Raw genomic sequence first — 22356 nt, 5'->3', positions numbered from 1 at the left:
GGCTTTGAGTGATGGCGTCACGGGGTAAGCGATCCGATAGCGGATCGGGGGCGAGTGTAGAGGACAATCCGCAGGGAACGTTCCTCGCCGCATCGCCTACCGCTTCACCATCTGAAACCGCAACGCTATCCGCGCCGACAGCCTCCATCACCCAGGAACCTCCGCCCGACTATCTCGGCCATCGCCAGCGGCTGCGTGAACGCTTCCGCAAAGGCGGCGATGATGCGTTGCCGGACTATGAGCTGCTGGAGATGCTGCTGTTCCGGGCCATCCCGCGCCGCGATACCAAAAGCCTCGCCAAGCAACTGCTGGCGCGCTTCGGCACATTCGCCGAGGTGATCAGTGCGCCGGAGCAGCGGCTGAAAGAAATTGCCGGCGTCGGCGATTCCGTCATCACCGAGCTGAAAGTTGTACGCGCCGCGGCCCTGCGGCTAATGCGCTCGGAAATCGTGCAGCGCCCGGCCATGTCGTCGTCACGGCAGGTGCTGGATTATCTGCTGGCGGCCCAGCGCTATGAACAGTGCGAGCAATTCCGCATCCTGTTTCTCGACAAGCGCAACCGCCTGATCGCCGACGAAGTGCAGCAGCGCGGCACCGTGGATCACACGCCGGTTTACGTCCGCGAAGTAGTGAAACGGGCGCTTGAGCTTTCAGCTACGGCGGTAATTCTGGTTCATAATCATCCCTCTGGCGATCCGACGCCGTCGCGCGCCGATGTCGACATGACAAAGCTGATCGTTTCGACTGCCGCACCTTTGGGAATTGCTGTTCACGATCACATTATTGTTGGCCGCGAAGGCTATGCGAGCCTCAAATCGCTCGAACTGTTTTGAGAATTCTTGCGCACAAGTTACTTGTGTCGACTTAGTTGTTCTGGCAACGATCCGCCCGCGCGCCATTTAAATCACCAATGGCCGGCGCTATTTGCGACGTTGTGTAACCGGCCGTTTACCTGCGCGGGGTGCATTTTACCCCTCAAGCCGAATCGCCCCCATCAAACGAGGACCTATGTGCGGCATCGCTGGAATTATCGACCTTACGGGCAAGCGCCAGCCGGAGCAGGCCGTCGTACGAAGAATGGCCGACGCGCTGCTGCATCGCGGCCCCGATGAGGACGGTTATCTGTTCCGGCCCGGCATCGGTTTCGCCAATCGGCGGCTATCGATCGTAGGCCTCGGTGACGGCTCGCAGCCCATCTTCAACGAAGATGGCAGCGTCGGCGTCGTCTACAACGGCGAGCTGTTCAACTATCCGGAAGTGAAGGCGGAGCTGGAGGCCAAGGGCCACGTATTCCGTACACACACCGACACCGAAATCATCGTGCACCTTTATGAGGAGTACGGTGAGGATGTCTTCTCGCACCTCAAGGGCCAGTTCGCTGTTGCGCTGATCGACTTCACCAAGCGCACCGTTTTCCTTGGCCGCGATCGCGTTGGCATCTGTCCGCTGCACTGGAGCCGCCAGGGCGACTGGCTCTACTTCGGTTCCGAGATCAAAGCCATTCTGGCTTCCGGCGAAGTGCAGCCGCGCTTTGATCCGCGCGGCATGGATCAGGTGTTCACGTTCTTCGCGCAGGGCACCCAGCGCACGATGTTCGAGGGCATCCAATCGGTGCTGCCCGGCCATTACCTCAAGATCGCATTCCACGCCGATGGCAGGACTGCCGAAGTCGTCGAGCGCCGTTACTGGGACATCGACTTCCCAGACGCTGGCGACGAAGTTGACGCTGCCGATCCAACCGCGCTGATCGACCAGTTCGAAGCTCTGTTCCAGCGTTCTGTCGCGATGCGCCTACGCGCCGATGTGCCGGTGGTTGGCTACCTTTCGGGCGGCGTTGATTCCGCCTATGTGCTGGCTACGGCCTCGAAGCTGCGTGGCTCGCCCATCCCGAGCTTCACCATTCAGGTGCCGGGCAAGGGCCTCGATGAAACATCGGACGCGCTATTCACCGCACGTGCGCTCGGCAGCCAGCCGACGATCCTGCGTTCCGACAGCTCCGTAATTGCCAACACCTATCCCAAGCTGATCGCATCAACCGACAGCCCGGTGATCGACACGTCATGCGCGGCGCTGTGGCGTCTGGCGCAGGAGGTGCACGACCAAGGCTATAAGGTTGCGCTGACGGGCGAAGGCTCGGACGAAGCGTTTGCCGGCTACATCTGGTTCAAGCTGCGTAAGCTCAGCTACTTCATGGATGTCGGCGGCACGCATGTTTCCGATGCCGTCAACCGCATGTTCCGCATCGGCATGGCGCCGCATATGTCGAACGCGCAGCTGAAGCGCATCGACGAGAAGATGGGCCGCGCCCACGCGCAGACGCTGATCTATCACCTCGTTTCGCAGTCGCGCGCGAAGTATTTCAGCGGCGACGTGAAGGCGCAGCTGGGCGATTACACCGCCTACGATGACGTGCACATCGACACCGAGCGCATGCGTCGCTGGGATCCGCTGAACCAGTCGCTCTACTACGGCTACAAGGTGCATCTGCCGGGTCTGCTGCTGAACCACAAGGGCGACCGCGTCGCCATGGCGAACAGCGTCGAGACGCGCTACCCGTTCCTCGATGAGGACGTCGTGGAGTTTGTTTCGAAGCTCAATCCGCGCTGGAAGCTGCGCGGCATGCTGAAGGACAAATACTTCCTGCGTCTCGCCGCTTCGCGTGTGCTGCCGAAGGAATCCGCATTCCGCAAGAAGGGCATGTTCCGCGCGCCGCTGGCGGAGTCATTCTTCATCAACCCGCCGGATTATGTGCGCCAACTGATGAGCCGCGAGTCGCTGAACCGCACCGGCTATTTCGACACCGACGCCGTGCTGCGCGACTACGAAGCCATCGGCGCGGGCAAGGGCGGCAAGATCAACGTGTTCCTGAAGATGGGTCTGACGGGCGTGCTCTCAACCCAGCTCTGGCATCAGATCTATATGGGCGGCGGACTGTGCGAACTGCCGGACAACGTGCCTAAGCCGCAAGTTGATCGCCCCGAAGGCGTCGGCCTGCGCAAGGCAGCAGCTTAACTCGGCAGCCGCAACGAAAGCATATGAAAAAGGCCGGTGACGCGATCTGCATCACCGGCCTTCATTGTTTCAGTAGTCAGCGCTTAGACAATCAGCCCTGACGGTCGCGCTGACCCAGCGTGCGCAGACGCAGCGCGTTGAGCTTGATGAAGCCCGCGGCGTCCTTCTGGTCGTATGCGCCCTTGTCATCCTCGAAGGTGACGAGCGTCGACGAATAAAGGCTCTTCGGGCTTTCACGGCCGGTGACGATGACGTTGCCCTTGTAGAGCTTCAGCGTCACCACGCCCTCAACATGCTCCTGGCTCTTGTCGATGGCGGCCTGCAGCATCTCGCGCTCGGGCGAGAACCAGAAGCCGTAATAAACCAGCTCCGCATAGCGCGGCATCAGCTCGTCCTTGAGGTGCATTGCACCGCGGTCGAGCGTGATGGATTCGATGGCGCGGTGGGCGTGCCACAGGATCGTTCCACCCGGCGTCTCGTAAATGCCGCGCGACTTCATACCGACGAAGCGGTTCTCGACCAGATCGACGCGGCCGATGCCGTTCTCGCGGCCGTAATCGTTCAGCGTCGCGAGGATGTTCGCCGGGCTCATCGGCGTGCCGTTGATGGAAACCGCGTCGCCCTGCTTGAAGCCGATGGTGATGACGGTTGCCTTGTCGGGCGCTTCCTCCGGCGAAACCGTGCGCTGGAATACATACGGCGGCGGCTCGACGTTCGGATCTTCCAGCACCTTGCCCTCGGAGGACGAGTGCAGAAGGTTGGCGTCAACCGAGAACGGCGCTTCGCCGCGCTTGTCCTTGGCGATCAGGATCTGGTTCTGCTCGGCGAATTCGATCAGGTCTTCGCGGCTCTTGAACGACCAGTCACGCCACGGCGCGATGATGCGGATCGAGGGCTCAAGGGCGTAATAGGACAGCTCGAAGCGGACCTGATCGTTACCCTTGCCGGTGGCGCCGTGGCAGACGGCATCCGCGCCGGTGGCGCGAGCGATGTCGATCTGGCGCTTGGAAATCAGCGGCCGCGCGATCGATGTGCCGAGCAGGTAGATGCCCTCGTAGAGCGCGTTGGCACGGAACATCGGGAACACGTAATCGCGCACGAATTCTTCGCGCAGATCCTCGATGTAGATGTTCTCCGGCTTGATGCCGAGCATCAGCGCCTTGGCGCGCGCGGGCTCCAGCTCCTCGCCCTGACCCAGGTCGGCCGTGAAGGTAACAACCTCGGCGCCATAGGTCTGCTGCAACCACTTGAGAATGATCGACGTGTCGAGGCCGCCGGAATAGGCGAGCACGACCTTCTTGATCGGCTTGGTCTGGCTGGTCATGGGAGCTCTTTATCGGCTTGAGCGATAGGAAATGGATGCAACAGCCCTGTACGAGATTTCTCACCTCTAGGCCATAGCCAGCGGGCGCGGCGTGCGAGCTCAGTGCCATTTAGGCCAATGCGCTCGCACCGGGAGACCCTGCACCGGCTCCATCCAGAGCCATCCTGCACCATGCATGTGACAGGAAGGCCACCGCCTATAGTTGCAACAGCATCACCATAACCATCGGGACAGGCCGGGCTGGAAATGCCGTGCCCTGAATGGTAAAAAATAGCTTGTAAGTTGTTTCAGGGGGAAATGCCTCGTGATGCGTACCCAACTGGGGCTGAGGGCCTTCGTGGCTACCGCCATCGTCACCATTGCCAGCGTGACGCCGCTCGCCGCCGAAGACAAGGCAGCGCGCAATGAAACCAAAATCGAGCACCGCTCGGCGACATCGTGCGTAGGGCTGGACATCCACACCTGCCAAACCAAGGGCGAATGCCTTTGGCGCAAGCAGCGCGCCACGCGCTTCGGCGACGTCCGCCAGCCGCATTGCCGGGTGCGCCCCTATGAGCAGGTAGCAAAGAAAACGGCCTGACGACGCAGGAAGGCGGCAGGCCGAGTTTCAGGCCGGGGCGCTCAAGTCGCCCCTTACCGGGCCTTGCGAAGACAGGCCGTAGATCAGCGCAGCTTCAGCGCGGTGAACATGGTGCCGATGTTCAGCGGCACAGCGATCATCATGGTCAGGATGTCCATCGGCGTCGTTGCCTCCGGAGCCGGGGACTTCAAAGCACCCTCACGGCGAAATTTGTCGACCGACTGCTGCACCGAGCGACGGGCGGTGTCGGCGGCATCCAGCACCGCTGCGTTGGCCTCGGCGGTGGGCCAGGCGACAGACCGCGGCACGCCGGACTGCATCATCACGAACGCCATCGGCCAGGCTGCCGCCTGTTTCGAAAACGGGAACATGGCGAGCCAGGCAGCCATCGGATTGGAGGGCTGTGCCATCGACCGCACCTGCGCACCGCTCATGGCGCTCATCGTGTTCACAACAGCATCGGTAAAACTCGTCATCGCCTGCTGCATTGCGCCGACCATGGGCAGTCCGAACGAGGGCATACCAAACGGCGACTGTGACGGCGCTGGAGGGGCCGCTGCTGACGGCTGCATGAAAGGCGGCAGGAAGGGTGCCAGCGGATTGAACTGCGGCGCCGGTTCGGGCTGACGCGTACGGCTGGCCGATGACACTGTGCCGCCCGGCAGTGCCCAGGCAAACGGATTACTGAACAGGTCGGCCGAAGTCTCCGCCCGCTGCGGCGGCGTGGAGGTGGCGCCCGGCGGCGTCATCAGCGCCATCCACGGGGCCAGGAAATCCCACGGCTGAAACAGCGACGACGCAGGCGCCGGAGCGGCGGCAGGCTTCTGCACCTGCGGAAGCGCTTGCTGCATGACACCGGACCAGAAGCCGAGCACCTGATCGGTGAACGCGGCATAAGCGGCGGCATTGGCCTTCGAATAGTTGAGCGCTGCGTCGGCACAGCTCTGGGCAAAGCGCTGCTGCAGTTCGGGATTCAGCATTCTGCGTGCCCTTCGGTTTGGTTCATCGGCCTGCAATGGGCCCTGCAATGCTGGCAGCACCAGCCGCCCGCAAACGCCCGTTTGCAGGCTAACCCTATTGCTGCAATGCAAACAAGCCGTTTGCCTTCATAGCAGAAATTGAAAAACCTGGAGCTTTAACTGGCTGACCGGCTCAGGCGGCGGCTTCTGCTTCGGTCGAACCTTCAGCCGTGGCAGCATTCTTGCGTCGGCGGCCAGCTTTACGGCCAGCGAACAGCCAGTAGGTGAAGCCACCCAACGCGCCCGCAGCCAGGAAAGCCGCCAGCGCGTAGTTGTTCAGGATCGAAGCCTCGCCGGCCACTTCGTTCATGTATTCGGCCGAGAAACCGCCCAGCGCGATGATGACGCCAACGGCGACGTAGAACAGCAGCGACCGCAGACGTGCCAGCTCAGCGATGCCGATAGCCAGCACCGCGAAGGGAAAAGCGAAGATGGCAGAATGGGTTGCGGTGAGAAGGGCCAGCACGCCCGCATTGATGAGCCGCTCGCCCTGGGCATCGGCTGGAAGCGCGGCGACATCGCCCGGCGTGACGATGAAAGCAACCGTCACAGCGCCCGCGACGAGGCAGGCAACGATGAACCCGAAAAGAACGCGCAACAGCGTGAGCATAGCCAAGAATTCCCTACAACCGGGCGTAGCTTATAGGCCCTAAGCGCGTGATCTCAACGAAAAACGCTCCGCCTTGCCTAACGGCCGCCCGGGCGTTGCTGCCCCGCCCCGTCATAAAAGGCAGCGCACGCCTCAGGCATTCCGTCCGGCGATCAGCCAATACATGAAACCTCCGGCAAAGCCTGCGGTTGCAAATACCTGCCAGACGATGGCGTCGGACGAGGCAACGGCGCCAGCCTGCCCATAGCGCGCCAGCAGCGGCACAGCCGCCAGCGCCAGCCCGCCGCCGATAACGTAATACGCCAACGCACGAATACGGGCGATCTCCCCTACGACGACCATCAGCAGCGCGGGAATGATGGTGATGCTGGCTGCCAGCACCGCACCCTGATTGACCATCGCGAAGACGGTCTCGACGTCTTCATCGCCAATCGGATTGACGTGCAGGAATGCGGTGGCCCGCTCCAGCCCCAGTGTTACCAGCACGAAGGCAGAGGCAAGCGCTGCCAGCAGCAGCGCAAACGGAATAACGATCAGCACCCGGCCCGCTGTCTTCCAGAACACTAGCGTCAGGCTCCGTCGCGGCTGGATGCGGGAGTAGGGGCGATGAAGTCCGCCGCCGGAACGGAGGCCGCAGCAACAGGGCCACCAACCTGCGGCAGCGATGACAGCGCGGCACTGGCGCGTTGCTTCACGCTGGCGGACTTCAACTGCCCGCAAGCGGCATAGATATCGCGACCGCGCGGCGTACGCACAGGGCTGGCATATCCAGCGCGGTTGACCACCTCGGCAAAGCGCTCGATCTGATCCCAGTCGGAGCACTCATAGGGTGCGCCCGGCCATGCGTTGAACGGAATGAGATTGATCTTGGCCGGGATGCCCGCCAGCAGACGTACCAGCTCGCGCGCCTCGGCCAGACTGTCGTTCACGCCCTTCAGCATGACATATTCAAAGGTGATGCGGCGCGCGTTCGAAAGTGCCGGATAATTGCGGCACGCCTCAAGCAGCTCCGCGATCGGATATTTGCGGTTGATAGGCACCAGCTCATCGCGAAGGTCATCGCGCACGGCATGCAGCGAAATCGCCAGCATGGTGCCTGTGTCAGCGCCCCAGCGCGCGATCTCCGGCACGACGCCCGACGTTGAAAGCGTGATGCGCCGCTTCGAAACCGACAGCCCTTCGCCATCAGCGGCGACTTCCATCGCGCCCTTGACGTTGTCGAAGTTGTAGAGCGGCTCGCCCATGCCCATCAGCACGATGTTGGTGATCTTGCGATCGGACGACGGCAGCAGGCGGCCATCGCCGGGCGGTTCAGCGCCGGGCCAGTCACCGATGCGGTCGCGCGCCAGCATGATCTGGCCGATGACTTCCTGCGCCGTAAGATTGCGCACCAGCTTCTGCGTGCCCGTGTGGCAGAAGGTGCAGTTCAGCGTGCAGCCGACCTGGCTGGAAATGCACAGCGTGCCGCGCTCGGCCTCGGGGATGTAAACCGTCTCGACCTCGGGCGGGCGGCCATCGCGACCCTGTGCGGGCAACCGCAGCAGCCATTTGCGCGTGCCATCGACCGAAACCTGCTCGGATACGATCTGCGGCCGCTCCAGCGAATAGCGATCGCTAAGACGCGTGCGCAGATCCTTCGCCACGTCCGTCATCTGGTCGAAGCTGGAAACGCCACGCACATACAGCCAGCTGTAAAGCTGGTTGACGCGCATGCGCAGCTGCTTCTCCGGCACGCCAGCTTCGGCAAGCGCGGCGCGCAGCCCCTCGCGGCCAAGCCCTGCCAGTGAGGGCTTTTCCGGGCTGGCTACCAGTGGCAGCGCTGCGACTTCGGCAGTCGCGGAATGGTCGAAAGCTAGGGCCATGGGCGTCCGATAGTTCGATAGGGCTCGCGGGGATTTGCGGAAATCAGCCTCTATCTAGCGTTACCGTCCGAATACAGCAAATCCCCAGACCGGTTGAGGTCTGGGGATCGCACTGAGACGCCTTTGAGAGATGCAGCATAGCTACAAGCGAGATGGTTTCCGGCTGGTTACCTGCAGGCCATCTTTTATAGGTTGCCGCAGCCACTGCGGCGCATATGCGGCAATCGGGCCGTGCCGCTGACGTCGGTGGCGCCCCCAGGGCCAAACATGCCGACGCCGTCAGAAAAGTTCAGGCGGCTGGCACCCAGCGCCCTGCCACAAAACCAAATGCGACAGCATCGGGATGCAGCCGCGCGAGTTGCTGAAGCTTGCCAGCTTCCTTGACGTCGGTCTCGTTCAGTACTGCTTTGGCCCGCGCGGCCTTCACAGTGTCGTGGAAGCCGCTAAGCAGGATCACGCGCTTCCCTCGAACATCGATACTCGGACACGACATAAGACCTCCTGACGGGGTAGCTCTGTCGGTCGATCAACTGCGATTTAATCTGAGAGAATGACGCTCAATAGGGGCGCGTCAAACCGCAATGGAACGACCGCTGACAAACATAATGCTACGCGCTGCTCCGCCCACAGAGAAATAAACTTCCGTTGCGCCTGTGAAAGACGAATACCTGTAAAATTGAATGTTTTTGCGCCCGATTTGAATCGGCAGATCTTGAAATGCCTCAATCGCCTAAAGGCATGTTCAATTGAAGCCGTCCGCGCCAATTTTCAGCACCGCTTGTCGCCCCACTTTCGACACCGCCTGTCGCCTGCAATGTCGAGCCATCCTTCACACCGAACATAACGCCAGCTTCAGCCTTGAGCTGCACATCCGTTGGATTGACCGTTGTCACCATCGGATTGATTGCGTTGAGATCGTTGAAGCCGACGAAAGCACCAACCGCGGCGCGCGGCTCGATGAAGGTTTTTTCGTCGAGTTCAAACCGGCGCGTCACTTCAGGCAGCACTTCCACCTTGCCGCTACCGGCCGCTTTCATTGCACCACTGCTGCCATCGCGCACGGCATCTTCGATGTAGACCATGCCAACGCTGGGCGCGACTTTCCAACCGCTGTAGTCGCGCGTTCCGGTAAGCTTGCCGCGCAACAGGCTGCGCTGCGTGAAGCCGTTGTCGATGTCGGGGCTGCTGACGGCGCTCACCGTTTCACCCCATGCCGCGCGTCCGTCAAACACCACGCCCGGCGCAACCTTCATGCTGACATATGGGCCGACCATCCAGCCCTCCGCGCGCATCTGATCATTGCCGTCAAGCGCGCTTTCAACGCCGCGATCGAGCTGCGCCATCGCGCCGACCATAATGTCGGGCCCAACCATCGATCGCGTGCCGACATACAAAACACCAAGGTTTCCTGCATCGCGCGCGGCCGCGCTGCCGGTTTCATAATTCTGCATCCGGCCTTCCAGCCAGAAATCGACGATGCCCGGATCGGCTTTGCCGCCATTGGTGGCAGCGGTGATTTCAGACAGACTGACCGAGAAACCGACATCCTTGGCGCGGCCGTCGTTGTCCAGCGTCACCGTGCTGGAAAGCGGTTTGTCGGCATTGGCTATCGGCGTTGCAGGACGGTCGATCCGCATCCGATCGGGATCGCGGGAGTTGAGCAGCGATTTTCTGCGATTGAGAAACGCCGCATTGGCGGCCGCACGGCCTGAATTGCAGCTTGCCGTAACCCTGGAACCGGCATCGGTGGTGGCCGTGATCTGGAAGGTGTAGGCGCCATTGCGTGGCACCTTGAACGTCCCGCCCGATCCACCGGTGGACACCAGCGCCAGCGGCGCCCTGAAGCCGCCTGTCAGCGCCACCGATGCGCCGGAAGCCGAAAAGGCGATGCTGTCGCCCTCTTCCAGCATCAGCTGGCGCGAAATCGGCGTCGACGACGAGAAATTGATATTGAGCAGGCCGCGGTTCACATCCGAGCAACCGGCGCTTTCCCCAATTGCCTCATCGCTTTGCGCGCGGGCTGGCGCCAATACCGCAAATGCCGAAATTCCAAAAACGCTGGCCGCAACAAGAACGGCACCTATCGTTTTCACGCTGCTCTCCGTGAATAAGATCCATAGGTGTCGGAGCCGACAGACTGGCCACCGCGCATTGCCCGCCGAATATTTAAGCGGGCGCGATTCAGGAGTTCAGTCTACCAGCGTTCCAGCGCTCTTGCTGCCCTGCAAAATGGACACAACTAAGATCGCCACATCAAATAGTTAGCACAGCGGCCGGCGCGCGCCGATCGGTCGCGCTTAGCTTCCCGGCGAGCTTAAATCGCTGCACTGCTCCACCAAGGCGCACCCGTCACGCCGCGATTTGGCCGCGCCCTGTCCATCAGACCGTCACGCTTGTTGGCTTTTCTCGCGGGCGATCAAAACCCAGGCGCGCGCCTGTTGGGCCGCTGCCTCCGCCGTGTTAAGTCTGGCGTCAAGAGTTTAGGGGGAGCTGCCCATGTCCTTGTCGAAGAAGATTGTCACCGTAGCTATCGGCGCTGCTGCGTCCCTTGGCGTTACACTGGCCGCCGGCGGTATCGCCAATGCCGCCGAATTCACATTCAACGAAAAGACCAACGCTTCCCTCGCCAAGAAGCTGAATATTCCGGTGTTCTTCGCCGTGCCAGCCAGCGCCCGCGCGCCGCTGCCCAAGGACATCAAGACCACCGACAAGCTCTATGACTTCAAGCACCCCGAAGCCGCCACGTCGAAGGGCGATGTCGGCCTGCGCCTCATCGTTGCCAAGCGCGCGGGGCTGGCCAAGCGTCTGGGCCAGAGCGGTCTCGTTCAGACCGGCGACATCCTGCTGACGTTCCGCAACGAGTGGGGCGGCGCGGGTGCTTATCCCAACATTCAGATGGGCATCAGCCACACCGGCTTTGCCTATGTCGACAAGACGGGCACGGTGCGCAATCTCGATAACCCGCTCGATGCTGAATATGTCGGCCGCGGCGACCTGACGAGCGACCACTATCGCACGCTGAACTTCCTGCACATCATCCGCCCCCGCAATTTGACGGACGCGCAGAAAGCGAACCTGTTCGCCTGGGCCAAGCGCCTCAACGACAATTCGAAGAAGATCTATCCCAGCCAAATCAGCTTCAATCAGGACTACAACGCGCCCAAGTATCAATCGAGCTCGAACCTCGGCTTCGTGAAGCAGTTCGGACAGATCGCGCTCGGCCAGGGCAATCCGCAGAGCAAGCCGCTGGATATGTACTGCTCGGAATTTGTCTGGTCGCTGCTGTCGCTGCGCAACTGTGATCCCGAAAAGACCGCCAACGACTTCAAGGGCAGCCGCGTGCCTTCATGCATCAAGGAGCCGATGGAGCCGATGAAGGCGACCGGCAACATCCTGCCGCTGAAGGGCCGCAACGGTTATTCCGGTCTGGCCGATGGCCCGCTGCTGGTGCTGGATCAGCTCGATCTGCCTGAAGACCAGAACAAGGCGATGATCGACCGCGTGTTTGCCGAGAACCCTGCCGGCCTTTCGAAGATGTCGGTCGGCCACCGTCAGGTCGCCACCGAAATGCAGCCGCGTTTCGAGCGCCTGAAGACCTATTACACCGGCATGACGGGCCGCATGTGGCAGAATTGGCGTGCGCGCCTGGTCGGCACCGGCTTCAACTGGGCCGGTATCGCCGAGAATTATTCGCCCACCTCGTTCCTCATCAATACGCTGCTGCCGGAGAACGCCAACAAGCGCACCATGGACTATGTGGCGACTGTTGTGATCGAATAACCGGACCGAACGGCTACAAAAAGCACACGACATGCAAATTGACCGCCGGCAGTTCGCGCTCGGCGCACTCGCCGCTTCCTGCACCTTGACTGGAACTGCGCGTCCCTCATTCGCTGAGGGGCGCGCGCCGGTTTATATCGGCGACATGCACGCCCATCTGTTCTTCTTCGGCGCCAACACGCCGGACAAGAAACCGCTTGGCCCAACGATGCGCGCAGGCCATGCCACGCTCGTCGGCTGGTCGCTAGTGGGCGACGTGCCGTGGATCCGGCCAACATCGAAAGGCCTGAAACAGAAGGGCCGTCCGAAACCGGGCGAAGCGGCGGAGTGGTTCGAGACCGACATCGCGCGCATCAAGAAGCATATCACCGAGCAGAACCTGAAACTGGCGCTGACGCCCGATGACGTCGACAACGCGCTCACCGGTGATCCGCATGTGGTGCTGACGCTGGAAGGCGCAACCATCGTCGAGGATGATGCAACGCCTCTGGTGCGCGCGTGGGAGCAGGGCGTGCGCAGCGTGCAGCTTGTGCACTACATTGAAAATCCGATCGGCGATTTCCAGACCGAGCGTCCACGCCACGGCGGTCTTACGCCGCTCGGCTTCAAGGTGATCGAGGAGTGCAATCGCCTCGGCATCCTGATCGACCTTGCGCACTGCACCGACAAGGCGACGCGGCAGGCGATCGAAGCATCGAGCCAGCCCGTGATCTGGTCGCACTCATCGGTGACGCGCACCCGCCAGCCGAACTGGAAAATGCCGGTGTGGCAGGCGCGTCAGATCACCTTCGACACCGCGAAGCTGATGGCGGAAAAAGGCGGCGTCGTTGGTCTGTGGCCGATGCGCTCCGACATCGGAGCAGGCCCGGATGCCTACGCGAAGCGCCTGTGGGAGCTGGGCCAATGGCTCGGCGCCGAGCACGCCGGCATCGGCACCGACATGAATGCGATTTCTCGCCCTGCCATCGCCAGCTATTCGGATTTGCAGAAGGTCATGCGCGCCTGGCAAAAGGCAGGCCATGACGATGCCGCTATCCGCAACATCGCCATTGGCAACTTCGCCCGCGTACTGAAGCAGGCGATGGCTGCACGGCAGGCTTAGCTTTTTGTGGCGCTCGGCGACTCCCCTTCCGGGGAGCCGGCCGCTGAGCGCGGCAAACGCCTGCTTTCCCCACACTGTCATCCCGACAACGGTCGGGATCCACGCCAGCTTCAGACGTCGAGCCGCATGAAGCGATGCGCGCGGTCTGACTCTAGACGTTCCTGCCGGCCGCGCTATTGCGGAGAATTGCGTAGATCCCGGCCTGCGCCGGGAGGACGTATGTCTGCCCCGTCAGGGAGCCGGCCTTGGTTGTTAGTTGCGCTCGGCAACTCCCCTTCCGGGGAGCCCGCCGCGGAGCGCGCAGTTACAGAATGAACTTCGACAGGTCGGTGTTGGCCGCCAGATCGCCGATGCGCATTGTCACGTAGTTCGCGTCGATGACGATCTCCTGCCCGCCGCGATCCGACGCGTCGAACGAGATTTCGTCCAGCACCCGCTCCATCACCGTTTGCAGGCGGCGCGCACCGATATTCTCAACCGTCGAATTCACCTGCACCGCCACATCGGCAATGGCGTCGATGGCCGAAGGATCGAAGCTGATGGCCAGATCTTCCGTCGCCATCAGCGCCACATACTGCTTGATGAGCGAAGCCTGCGGCTCGGTCAGGATGCGGCGGAAGTCTTCGCGCGTCAGCGCCTTCAGCTCCACGCGGATCGGCAAGCGGCCCTGCAGTTCAGGCAGCAGATCGGACGGCTTGGCGACATGAAACGCGCCCGAAGCAATGAACAGCACGTGGTCGGTTTTCACCGGGCCATATTTCGTGGCAACGGTGGTACCTTCGATCAACGGCAGCAGATCGCGCTGCACACCCTCGCGCGAAACATCGCCGCCAACACGACCCGCATCGGAGCGCGAACAGATCTTGTCGATCTCGTCCAGAAACACGATGCCGTTGTTCTCAACCGCGCTGATGGCTTCCGCCGTGATCTGCTCGCCATCGATGAGCTTCTCGCTCTCCTCCGCGATCAGCACATCGTAGCTGTCAGACACCAGAACGCGGCGCGGCTTGGTGCGCTGGCCGAATGCCTTGCCCAACATCTCGCCGATATTGACCGCACCCATGGATGCCCCCGGCACGCCGGGAATATCGAACATCGGCAAACCGCCCGCTGGCGAATCCGCCACCTGTATTTCGATTTCCTTGTCGTTCAGCTCGCCCGCCCGCAGCTTCTTGCGGAAGCTATCGCGCGTTGCCGGGGAAGCGGTCGGGCCAACGAGCGCGTCGATCACGCGTTCCTCGGCGTTCTTCTCCGCCTTCGCGCGCACATCCTTGCGTCGGGTTTCCTTCACCAGCCCGATGGCCACCTCCACCAGATCGCGGATGATGCTGTCGACATCGCGGCCGACATAGCCAACCTCGGTGAACTTCGTCGCCTCGATCTTGATGAACGGCGCGCCCGCCAGCTTCGCCAGCCGGCGTGAGATTTCCGTCTTGCCGACGCCCGTCGGTCCGATCATCAGGATGTTCTTGGGCAGTACCTCTTCCTTCAGGTCGCCCGTGAGCTGCTGCCGTCGCCAGCGGTTGCGCAGCGCAATCGCAACGGCGCGCTTGGCTTCCCCCTGACCGACGATATAGCGGTCCAGTTCGGAGACGATTTCACGGGGCGAGAAGTTGGTCATGGTCTGTCCTGAAGAAGCATCGGGTAGTAGCGCCGGACGATATGTGGCGCTTGCATGGGGGATTAGGAAGCGGGCGGCACATATTTCCTGATACCGTCGAGCGGCAGGTTGTCCAACACCGCCCGCCGGAGACTGCGCCAACGCGCCGAAAGGGTCAGCACCAGAACCGCCAGCCCAAGCAGCGTCAGCGATACTGACATATCCTTGGCCACGCTCTCCTTCAGCAGATAGCCGATTGCCAGCCCCGCATAGGAGAGCGCCGACACCAGCAGCGCCCGGCGGTCAATTACGAGCGCAACGAGGCCGAACACTGCAAACAGCGCCAACACACCGACTGCCCCGCCGGCACCAAACCCCGCATCCGGGTCAACGAAAACCGAACTCGCCGCGTAGACGATCATCGGCGCCGCTAGCATATGCAGCCAGAACGCAACGTCTGACCGGCGCGTGGTTCGCTCCGGATCGGTGGCATCGATCCGCACCGCGAATGCGAACACTGCAAGCCCGCAGGCTGCGCATACGATCGGGCCCCAAGTCTTCCACTGCTCAGGGGCCAGAGCGCTGATGGAGCCGGTGATGGCGCCGATCAATCCCGCCGCAATCAGCGCCGTGTCGATCGGCACCTTGAAGCGCCAGCGGTGCAGCGCAGCTGCAATCGCCAAGCCTACGCTGAAAATTGCCCAACCCGCCGTCCCGGTATCGCTCTCGGTGACAAGAAACGCCATCGCTACCAGAGCGCGCACAGCAAGCGCGCCTGACAACGCGAACATGACGGCAAGCGCGATGGCCGGCAGCGCCAGCCGCAGACGTGAGATGAAAATTTCCGACAGGACCCACGCCGAAGCCAGCGCGACGAAAATGAAGCCGATGGCAAAGCCAATCGAACCAGTAAGGCCAAACAACGCCGACACCAGCAGCACAATACCGATGGTGACGAACACATCGTTGAATCCGCCGATCAGCCGGAAGCGCTCATCGTCGGGATCAGGGGTGTCACGCAGTTCGTGTGGCATTGGCATCGCTGCTGCCGGCGCGACCGCAAGCGCCCGCAACTGCGCCGCTTGAGCGGGCGAAATGATGCCCTGCGCAATCGCCGCATCCAAATGATCGTCCTGAATCATCGACACGTTAATTCTCTGTTTTGAAAAAGGAAATTTGCGTCAGCGTGAGAGAGGCCACGGACCCAAGCCGCTGGCTCCAGGACGATGCCGGGCAACAGCGGCGCCGCGAGGGCGGGAAGACGGCGCCTTGAACGCAAGAGGGATCTATTCCGGGCGCGTGGAGGGCAGGCTTTCGAGAACCAGATTGTCGTTGGTGTAAACGCAGATTTCAGCCGCGATGGCCATCGCCTTGCGGGCGATCTCTTCGGCCTCAAGCGGCTGATCCAGCAGTGCGCGGGCCGCCGCGAGCGCATAATTGCCGCCCGAGCCGATGCCCATCACCTGCCGCTCCGGCTCCAGCACGTCGCCGGTTCCCGTCAGCACCAGAGTTGTCTCAGCATCCGCCACCAGCATCATCGCTTCCAACCGGCGCAAAAACCGATCCGTCCGCCAATCCTTGGCCAACTCGACGCACGCCCGCGTCAACTGGCCGGGATACTGCTCCAGCTTGCCCTCAAGGCGCTCAAACAGCGTGAAGGCATCGGCCGTAGCCCCGGCAAAGCCGCCGATCACCCCGCCCTTGCCAAGAACGCGCACCTTGCGGGCGTTACCCTTGATAATCGTCGGACCAAGACTGACCTGACCATCGCCGGCGATAACGACACGACCATTTTTACGAATGGTGAGTATGGTGGTGGCGTGCCAGGAACCGGAAGCATCGCTCGTAGAGCCGGAAGTCATCATGGGGTGGCACTCGAATTTGCGGGACGGTGCGCGTTGCTGCACGGCCCTAGAATGGATCGGTCCAAGCTGATAAACGCTCGGTTCCGGTGAGGCAAGCTAGCCTTGAGAGGCCTAAATTGAAGCGTCAGGCGACTATTTCCCGTAGCACCAAGGAAACCGAGATCACCGTGACGGTCGATCTCGACGGCACCGGCGCTACGGACATTGAAACCGGCATCGGCTTTCTGGACCACATGTTGGATCAGCTTGGCCGCCATTCAATGATGGACATTACCGTGCGCGCCAAGGGCGACCTGCACATCGACTTCCACCACACGACTGAGGACGTGGGCATTGCGCTCGGCCAGGCATTCGCCAAAGCACTGGGCGACAAGAAGGGCATCACCCGCTACGCCGACGTGCATCTGCCGATGGACGAGACGCTGACGCGCGTCGCCGTCGATATTTCGGGCCGACCGTTTCTGGTGTGGCAGGTAGATTTCACGCAGCCCAAAATCGGCGAGATGGACACCGAGCTATTCCGCGAGTGGTTCCAGGCCTTTGCGCAGAACGCTGGCATCACGCTGCACGTCGCCAATCTCTACGGCGTGAACAACCATCACATCGCCGAGACCTGCTACAAGGGCCTCGCCCGCGCGCTGCGCAAGGCCGCTGAGATGGACCCGCGACAGGAAGGCCGCGTGCCCTCCACCAAGGGAATGCTTGCAGGCTAGCCGCCGGGCACGCACATAACTTAGCGCCCCGCCTACGGACACAACGTCCACGAGGACCCCATGGCCACCTACGTCGTGCTTGAACCGCCGAATGCTCCCGCTGACCGCATGGAAAGCGCTGAGCGTCTCGCGTTCATCCGTGACGGTTTCACCCCTTACGCGGCAGCTCTTCCTCCGGTTTGGCTGCTGGTGAAACGCATGTGGATCGAGTTCGGCATCTACATGGGGCTAGTCGGCATCGTTGCGTGGTTCTTCACCGCGATTGGTCACGGCATAATCGGCAACGCAGCGCTGCTGATCATTCAGATCCTGTTTGGATTTGAAGCTGGCCTGCTGCATGCCGCATCGCTTGAACGCCGTGGTTGGCGTTTTGTCGGCAGCGTCGACGGCGGCAACCGCGAGGATTGCGAGCGCCGCTTTTTCGAAATGTGGCTGCCCACCTACACGACCATTCCTGCACCCACCGTACGCAACGAGCCATCTTCCAGCGGCGGCGGAAACGGAGCCAGCCGCTATTCATCTTCTGCTGCCAGCAATGCGAGCAACTCTGACGCTCTGGGAATGCCTTCGCAGCGGCCCGCCACACTTACATCCGATGACGGGCACTGGGGAGATGCGGGCGGCGACGGGGGCGCTGATCGCACATCTGCAGCGGGATATTCAGTGCCAAGCTGGACCCATCAAGCCATCACGCAGCCGCTGAGCGTTTTCATGCGTGGACGCCGCGCACTTCAAGGAACTTGAGCGAATATGCAGCGCGTCGCGATCATCGATTATGGCTCAGGCAATCTGCACTCGGCCGCCAAGGCGTTCGAGCGCGCAGCTAATGACGCCGGCACTCCAGCTCAGATTATCGTCACCAACGACCCCGTCATGGTCGCCGCCGCCGACCGAATCATACTGCCGGGCGTGGGCGCATTCGCCGACTGTAAAGCCGGGCTCGAAGCTGTGCCGGGCATGATCGAAACGATCGACGACACCGTGCGCAACAAAGGGCGGCCGTTCCTTGGCATCTGCGTCGGCATGCAACTGCTGGCCAGTCGTGGACTGGAGTTCACTGTCACCGACGGTCTCGGGTGGATCGCCGGCGAGGTCCGCCCGATTACGCCATCCGATCCAACGCTGAAAATCCCGCATATGGGCTGGAACACGCTGAACGTCGCGCGCCCGCATGCGCTGCTGCAGGACATTCCGACCGGATCTGACGGGCTGCACGCCTACTTCGTGCATTCCTACCACTTCGTGCCGGAGCAGCGCGATGCGGTGGTTGCGGAAACGGAATACGGCGGACCGCTGACGGCCATGATCGCCGACGGCAATATCGCCGGAACGCAGTTCCATCCGGAAAAGAGCCAGACGCTGGGCCTGAAGCTGATCGCGAACTTCCTCAACTGGAAGCCTTGAGCGACATTCTGCGCACCGTGCCTCGCCGCCAGCCCGCGGCAGCTGCCTATCGTCCCCGCGCACCCTTTGCTGATCAACTGCTGTTCGCAGCGTCAGACACACCGGCCAACCCGTCCGACGCCATCTCTGCCGCTTAGCATCCACGAACCAGGCGTAAGCCCGGCTACGCCTACATGCGCATCTCTACTCGCCACGCAAAAACGGGGCCCGACCTTGCGATCGGACCCCGGCGCGTCACGCATTACCGGAGGGGGCTGAGAGAAGAGAGAACGCACAACACCAGAACGCAAAACTAAAAAACCGGGCCTGATCTTCATCGCGCCAGTGGGCAGCTAACGCATTTCACGAGACCGATGATTCACGCTTCGGACGGACAGGGTCAGAAACGATCATGGTCTGGCGACCCGATTACGCTGCATCGATCTGAAATTCCGACCGACAACAGCCACGCACTTCACAAAACCAAAACCGACCATCCAAGGCGATCAGCACGCTTCCGCCAGATCGAACGGCAGCTCTTCCTGATCGTCGGAAACCGGCTGCGGAGCAGGGAAGGCGATGACGTTGCTGTTGTTGCCGCCGCTATTGGGGCCTGCACCAGTTTCCGGCTGACGCTGACGGAACCAGCGCAGCGCCGTGTTGGTCATCACCGCCTCATCGCGCGTCGCCTGCACCAGCAGACCATCATCAGCCTCCAGAACAACCCGGAGCATTTCCTCCACCTCGTCGGCGGCTGCTTCCGTGCGCACATACCAGGTCTGTTCCAGCGGGCGGGCCCATGAACGGCCGACGGACATGATGTGCTGGGCCAGGACGTGCTTGTTACGCTGCGGTTGAGCCAGATCGTAGGAGATGATGAGGGTGCGCATGGCGGGTCTCGCGGATTGATGTTTCGGACTTGGGGAAACGCGAAACTTGTCCCGGATACTCGATGCACTGTGTTGCTGCGAACGTAGTGAGAACATCACATGAAACTGTGCCGTTGTCCAGCATTTGTTCTTATGTTGTTCCAAGTGTTCTCCTCATCGCGTACGCGCTTGAAACTACTCAAACAATGCGAGCTGATCAGGATGCGGCGCGCGTTCAAAGCGCTGATGCGGACCAAAATCAATGCGATCGATCAGGCTCGGATAGCGCTGTGCGAACACCTCAAGCGCCTTTGCGCGCGCACCGGCGAAGCGTTCTTCCTGCCAGATTTCATAAAGCCGGCGCGGATCGCATCCGTAACGGTCAAGGAGATCCTTGCGACGGATGCGCAGCCAGCGCGCAATCCAAATATCGACCGCGTCCGCCTCGGTAAGCGGTCGGCGCGTAATGGCACGCGGGGCACTGTCTACAAATGCAATGGCCATTGGCTGCTGAACTCTACGCATCAATCACGAACGTGCGGCCTTGACTTATTGGCCGGCAAAATCTCTATCGCCAATAATAACAGCGATCTGATGGCCGGTTTCAATGGCCGCCGCCGTTCAGCATCGCACAATCGCGAGAGAAGCCCGTGATCCTGTTTCCTGCCATTGACCTCAAAGACGGCAAATGCGTGCGCCTGAAGCTCGGCGAAATGGATGAAGCCACTGTCTTCAACGACGACCCGGCGGCGCAGGCGCGCACGTTCCAGGATCAGGGCTTTGAATACCTGCACATCGTGGACCTCAACGGCGCATTCGCAGGCCAGCCGGTCAATCGCGACGCCGTCGATGCGATCCTTGGCGCTATAACCATTCCCGCCCAGCTCGGCGGCGGCATTCGCGACATGCAGACCATCGAGGAGTGGATCGACAGCGGCATCGACCGCGTGATCCTCGGCACCATCGCGGTGCGCGATCCTGAGCTGGTGCGCCGTGCCTGCGTCGAGTTTCCCGGACGCATCGCCGTTGGCATCGATGCCAAGGGCGGCAAGGTGGCGGTCGAAGGCTGGGCCGAAACATCGGAACTGACCGCCGAGGAACTGGCCAAGCGCTTCGAAGACGCGGGCGTCTCGGCAATCATCTACACCGACATCGAGCGCGACGGCATTCTGAAGGGTCTGAACCTGGAAGCCACCGCAGCACTCGCGCGTGCAACGTCGATCCCGGTTATCGCCTCCGGCGGCCTTGCCTCAATCGACGACGTGAAAGCGCTGCTGCAGCCCGAATATGCAATGCTGGAAGGCGCGATCAGCGGCCGTGCGCTTTATGATGGGCGCATCGACCCGAAGGAAGCACTGACGCTGCTCAAAGCTTAGGAGGCGTTGCATTCTTCATGCCTGCAACGGTGACTACAATACATCCTCGAGAGTGCGGCTTTAGCCTAGGACTAACTGCAAGCTGGAATGATGCCGGTATGCTCGTTCCAAATTGGGAGCCCTGCGCAAAGACATCTTCAGATCTGGTCTATGTCGCGCTTCGCGAGGATGGCGCAGCTTTGAAGATCGGTGCAACAGGCGGCACGCTGCACTATCGTTGGTATGGCATTCTAAGGCTGCTAAATGCCGATGTGACCCGGCATAGCTACCGTCCCAACGAGTGGGATGACCGCGCTAGTTGGCTGCATCACCTGGGGCGCCAACCTTTCGAAGTTTGGCTGAGACCAGCTGCAAAAGTGAGTGTTTCGTATCTAACTGGCTACGAGCGTACGCTTTCCCTGCGCCATGCTGAAGAAGACTATCTCGACGCTTATTATTGCCCCCTGATCGGCAAGTCTCTCGACACAAGAAAGAAGGCGAACGCCCATGCTGAAAAACCGCATCATTCCGTGCCTTGATGTGAAGGACGGCCGCGTCGTCAAAGGCGTCAACTTTGTCGACCTCATCGATGCGGGCGATCCGGTTGAAGCCGCTGCAGCCTATGATGCCGCTGGCGCGGACGAGCTCTGCTTCCTCGACATCACCGCTACGCACGAGGGCCGCGACAACATCTTTCACGTCGTGGAACAGACTGCAAAGCGCTGCTTCATGCCGCTGACGGTTGGCGGCGGTGTGCGCACCGTCGACGACATCAGCCGTTTGCTGAATGCCGGCGCCGACAAGGTCTCGATCAACTCCGCCGCTGTGAAAAATCCGCTGTTCGTGCGGGATGCTTCAGAAAAGTTCGGCGCCCAGTGCATTGTTGTCGCCATCGACGCCAAGCGCGTGTCCGCGCAGGGTGAGCCGCCCCGGTGGGAAATTTTCACGCACGGTGGCCGCGCATCAACCGGCATCGACGCCGTGGAATTTGCAAAGCGCGTAACCGAACTGGGTGCGGGTGAAATTCTGCTGACATCGATGGACCGCGACGGCACCAAGTCCGGCTTCGACCTGGAGCTGACGCGCACGGTCGCCGACGCGGTTTCAATCCCGGTCATTGCATCGGGTGGCGTGGGTACGCTTGACCATCTCGTTGCCGGAATTACCGAAGGCCATGCAAGCGCGGTGCTTGCAGCTTCGATATTCCACTTTGGCACCTACACGATTGGCGAAGCCAAACGCTACATGGCCGATGCCGGCATTCCGATGCGGCTTTGAACAG

Annotated in this window: 23 protein-coding genes; 12 read left to right on the top strand and 11 right to left on the bottom strand. The window is 61.5% G+C overall.

The features are described from left to right. Positions 1–11: 11 nt before the first annotated feature. On the top strand, positions 12–833 hold the full coding sequence (gene radC, locus QEZ49_RS14770; RefSeq protein WP_280388074.1) for a DNA repair protein RadC: 822 nt from the start codon (positions 12–14) through the stop codon (positions 831–833). Positions 834–1008: 175 nt separating this feature from the next. Further along, positions 1009–3012, top strand: coding sequence for an asparagine synthase (glutamine-hydrolyzing) (gene asnB, locus QEZ49_RS14765; RefSeq protein WP_280388072.1), 2004 nt, complete (start codon positions 1009–1011; stop codon positions 3010–3012). Positions 3013–3103: 91 nt separating this feature from the next. Here asnB and QEZ49_RS14760 read toward each other — a convergent pair whose 3' ends face one another. Beyond that, positions 3104–4336, bottom strand: a complete 1233-nt coding sequence (locus tag QEZ49_RS14760; RefSeq protein WP_280388070.1) for an argininosuccinate synthase — start codon at positions 4334–4336, stop codon at positions 3104–3106. 307 nt (positions 4337–4643) lie between these two features. Between QEZ49_RS14760 and QEZ49_RS14755 the strand changes: the two genes are divergently transcribed. Continuing rightward, positions 4644–4916, top strand: coding sequence for a hypothetical protein (locus QEZ49_RS14755; RefSeq protein WP_280388068.1), 273 nt, complete (start codon positions 4644–4646; stop codon positions 4914–4916). An 83-nt stretch (positions 4917–4999) separates the two neighbouring features. On the opposite strand, the gene QEZ49_RS14750 is transcribed toward QEZ49_RS14755, so the two are convergent. The 6 genes from QEZ49_RS14750 to QEZ49_RS14725 all read right to left on the bottom strand — a co-directional run bounded on the left by QEZ49_RS14750 (position 5000) and on the right by QEZ49_RS14725 (position 10500). After that, positions 5000–5896 carry a hypothetical protein gene (locus QEZ49_RS14750; RefSeq protein WP_280388066.1) on the bottom strand — a complete coding sequence of 299 codons (897 nt, stop codon included), beginning with the start codon at positions 5894–5896 and terminating at the stop codon, positions 5000–5002. Positions 5897–6068: 172 nt separating this feature from the next. Beyond that, positions 6069–6545, bottom strand: coding sequence for a hypothetical protein (locus QEZ49_RS14745; protein WP_280388064.1), 477 nt, complete (start codon positions 6543–6545; stop codon positions 6069–6071). A gap of 132 nt (positions 6546–6677) precedes the next feature. Further along, positions 6678–7109, bottom strand: a complete 432-nt coding sequence (locus QEZ49_RS14740; protein WP_280388062.1) for a hypothetical protein — start codon at positions 7107–7109, stop codon at positions 6678–6680. A gap of 5 nt (positions 7110–7114) precedes the next feature. Continuing rightward, entirely contained in the window at positions 7115–8407 is a 1293-nt protein-coding gene (gene rlmN / locus QEZ49_RS14735) for a 23S rRNA (adenine(2503)-C(2))-methyltransferase RlmN (RefSeq protein WP_280388060.1), read from the bottom strand. 289 nt (positions 8408–8696) lie between these two features. Then, a complete protein-coding gene (locus QEZ49_RS14730; protein ID WP_280388058.1) occupies positions 8697–8900 on the bottom strand; it encodes a hypothetical protein in 204 nt (67 codons plus the stop codon). A 229-nt stretch (positions 8901–9129) separates the two neighbouring features. Beyond that, on the bottom strand, positions 9130–10500 hold the full coding sequence (locus QEZ49_RS14725) for a hypothetical protein (protein ID WP_280388056.1): 1371 nt from the start codon (positions 10498–10500) through the stop codon (positions 9130–9132). Between the two features lie 403 nt (positions 10501–10903). On the opposite strand from QEZ49_RS14725, the gene QEZ49_RS14720 reads away from it, so the two are divergent. Together QEZ49_RS14720 and QEZ49_RS14715 are read left to right on the top strand one after the other, a co-directional pair. Continuing rightward, complete coding sequence (locus QEZ49_RS14720) at positions 10904–12187, top strand: hypothetical protein (protein ID WP_280388054.1); 1284 nt, start codon at positions 10904–10906, stop codon at positions 12185–12187. A gap of 31 nt (positions 12188–12218) precedes the next feature. Further along, positions 12219–13289 carry a membrane dipeptidase gene (locus tag QEZ49_RS14715; protein ID WP_280388053.1) on the top strand — a complete coding sequence of 357 codons (1071 nt, stop codon included), beginning with the start codon at positions 12219–12221 and terminating at the stop codon, positions 13287–13289. Positions 13290–13593: 304 nt separating this feature from the next. Here QEZ49_RS14715 and hslU read toward each other — a convergent pair whose 3' ends face one another. The 3 genes from hslU to hslV all read right to left on the bottom strand — a co-directional run bounded on the left by hslU (position 13594) and on the right by hslV (position 16751). Further along, positions 13594–14910 (bottom strand): ATP-dependent protease ATPase subunit HslU, encoded by a 1317-nt coding sequence (gene hslU / locus QEZ49_RS14710; protein WP_280388051.1) that lies wholly within the window; start codon positions 14908–14910, stop codon positions 13594–13596. 62 nt (positions 14911–14972) lie between these two features. Further along, positions 14973–16037, bottom strand: a complete 1065-nt coding sequence (locus tag QEZ49_RS14705; protein WP_280388049.1) for a hypothetical protein — start codon at positions 16035–16037, stop codon at positions 14973–14975. A gap of 138 nt (positions 16038–16175) precedes the next feature. After that, positions 16176–16751 (bottom strand): ATP-dependent protease subunit HslV, encoded by a 576-nt coding sequence (gene hslV, locus QEZ49_RS14700; RefSeq protein ID WP_280388566.1) that lies wholly within the window; start codon positions 16749–16751, stop codon positions 16176–16178. 119 nt (positions 16752–16870) lie between these two features. On the opposite strand from hslV, the gene hisB reads away from it, so the two are divergent. Genes hisB through hisH form a run of 3 tightly spaced genes read left to right on the top strand, consistent with a single transcriptional unit; the run spans position 16871 to position 18871 of the window. Further along, positions 16871–17467, top strand: a complete 597-nt coding sequence (hisB, locus tag QEZ49_RS14695) for an imidazoleglycerol-phosphate dehydratase HisB (protein WP_173952793.1) — start codon at positions 16871–16873, stop codon at positions 17465–17467. A 60-nt stretch (positions 17468–17527) separates the two neighbouring features. After that, the gene (locus tag QEZ49_RS14690; RefSeq protein ID WP_280388047.1) at positions 17528–18211 is read left to right on the top strand and encodes a DUF2628 domain-containing protein; all 684 of its coding nucleotides are present in this window, start codon (positions 17528–17530) and stop codon (positions 18209–18211) included. A 6-nt stretch (positions 18212–18217) separates the two neighbouring features. Then, a complete protein-coding gene (gene hisH / locus QEZ49_RS14685; protein ID WP_280388045.1) occupies positions 18218–18871 on the top strand; it encodes an imidazole glycerol phosphate synthase subunit HisH in 654 nt (217 codons plus the stop codon). A 485-nt stretch (positions 18872–19356) separates the two neighbouring features. On the opposite strand, the gene QEZ49_RS14680 is transcribed toward hisH, so the two are convergent. Further along, a complete protein-coding gene (locus QEZ49_RS14680; RefSeq protein WP_280388043.1) occupies positions 19357–19740 on the bottom strand; it encodes a hypothetical protein in 384 nt (127 codons plus the stop codon). Between the two features lie 99 nt (positions 19741–19839). Here QEZ49_RS14680 and QEZ49_RS14675 point away from each other — a divergent pair, with 99 nt between their 5' ends. The 4 genes from QEZ49_RS14675 (at position 19840) to hisF (ending at position 22352) form a co-directional block, all read left to right on the top strand. Then, positions 19840–20373: a hypothetical protein gene (locus tag QEZ49_RS14675; protein ID WP_280388041.1), complete on the top strand. Its 534-nt coding sequence runs from the start codon at positions 19840–19842 to the stop codon at positions 20371–20373. Further along, complete coding sequence (gene hisA / locus QEZ49_RS14670) at positions 20370–21095, top strand: 1-(5-phosphoribosyl)-5-[(5-phosphoribosylamino)methylideneamino]imidazole-4-carboxamide isomerase (RefSeq protein ID WP_280388039.1); 726 nt, start codon at positions 20370–20372, stop codon at positions 21093–21095. Before QEZ49_RS14675 ends, hisA begins: the two co-directional genes overlap by 4 nt. 98 nt (positions 21096–21193) lie before the next feature. Next, positions 21194–21613, top strand: coding sequence for a hypothetical protein (locus QEZ49_RS14665; protein ID WP_280388037.1), 420 nt, complete (start codon positions 21194–21196; stop codon positions 21611–21613). Continuing rightward, the gene (hisF, locus tag QEZ49_RS14660) at positions 21582–22352 is read left to right on the top strand and encodes an imidazole glycerol phosphate synthase subunit HisF (RefSeq protein ID WP_280388035.1); all 771 of its coding nucleotides are present in this window, start codon (positions 21582–21584) and stop codon (positions 22350–22352) included. The genes QEZ49_RS14665 and hisF overlap by 32 nt, the downstream gene beginning before the upstream one ends. Positions 22353–22356 lie beyond the last annotated feature (4 nt).

The organism is Hyphomicrobium sp. D-2 (assembly GCF_029872155.1).
Taxonomy (GTDB): Bacteria; Pseudomonadota; Alphaproteobacteria; order Rhizobiales; family Hyphomicrobiaceae; genus Hyphomicrobium_A.
This window is presented reverse-complemented; position numbering and strand designations above follow the sequence as displayed.

Excerpts from the sequence above, each read along its gene's own strand:
- radC (WP_280388074.1), top strand. The coding sequence starts at position 12 with ATGGCGTCACGGGGTAAGCGATCCGATAGCGGATCGGGGGCGAGTGTA.
- asnB (WP_280388072.1), top strand. The coding sequence starts at position 1,009 with ATGTGCGGCATCGCTGGAATTATCGACCTTACGGGCAAGCGCCAGCCG.
- QEZ49_RS14760 (WP_280388070.1), bottom strand. The coding sequence starts at position 4,336 with ATGACCAGCCAGACCAAGCCGATCAAGAAGGTCGTGCTCGCCTATTCC.
- QEZ49_RS14755 (WP_280388068.1), top strand. The coding sequence starts at position 4,644 with ATGCGTACCCAACTGGGGCTGAGGGCCTTCGTGGCTACCGCCATCGTC.
- QEZ49_RS14750 (WP_280388066.1), bottom strand. The coding sequence starts at position 5,896 with ATGCTGAATCCCGAACTGCAGCAGCGCTTTGCCCAGAGCTGTGCCGAC.
- QEZ49_RS14745 (WP_280388064.1), bottom strand. The coding sequence starts at position 6,545 with ATGCTCACGCTGTTGCGCGTTCTTTTCGGGTTCATCGTTGCCTGCCTC.
- rlmN (WP_280388060.1), bottom strand. The coding sequence starts at position 8,407 with ATGGCCCTAGCTTTCGACCATTCCGCGACTGCCGAAGTCGCAGCGCTG.
- QEZ49_RS14730 (WP_280388058.1), bottom strand. The coding sequence starts at position 8,900 with ATGTCGTGTCCGAGTATCGATGTTCGAGGGAAGCGCGTGATCCTGCTT.
- QEZ49_RS14720 (WP_280388054.1), top strand. The coding sequence starts at position 10,904 with ATGTCCTTGTCGAAGAAGATTGTCACCGTAGCTATCGGCGCTGCTGCG.
- QEZ49_RS14715 (WP_280388053.1), top strand. The coding sequence starts at position 12,219 with ATGCAAATTGACCGCCGGCAGTTCGCGCTCGGCGCACTCGCCGCTTCC.
- hslU (WP_280388051.1), bottom strand. The coding sequence starts at position 14,910 with ATGACCAACTTCTCGCCCCGTGAAATCGTCTCCGAACTGGACCGCTAT.
- hslV (WP_280388566.1), bottom strand. The coding sequence starts at position 16,751 with ATGACTTCCGGCTCTACGAGCGATGCTTCCGGTTCCTGGCACGCCACC.
- QEZ49_RS14690 (WP_280388047.1), top strand. The coding sequence starts at position 17,528 with ATGGCCACCTACGTCGTGCTTGAACCGCCGAATGCTCCCGCTGACCGC.
- hisH (WP_280388045.1), top strand. The coding sequence starts at position 18,218 with ATGCAGCGCGTCGCGATCATCGATTATGGCTCAGGCAATCTGCACTCG.
- QEZ49_RS14680 (WP_280388043.1), bottom strand. The coding sequence starts at position 19,740 with ATGCGCACCCTCATCATCTCCTACGATCTGGCTCAACCGCAGCGTAAC.
- QEZ49_RS14675 (WP_280388041.1), top strand. The coding sequence starts at position 19,840 with ATGAAACTGTGCCGTTGTCCAGCATTTGTTCTTATGTTGTTCCAAGTG.
- QEZ49_RS14665 (WP_280388037.1), top strand. The coding sequence starts at position 21,194 with ATGCTCGTTCCAAATTGGGAGCCCTGCGCAAAGACATCTTCAGATCTG.
- hisF (WP_280388035.1), top strand. The coding sequence starts at position 21,582 with ATGCTGAAAAACCGCATCATTCCGTGCCTTGATGTGAAGGACGGCCGC.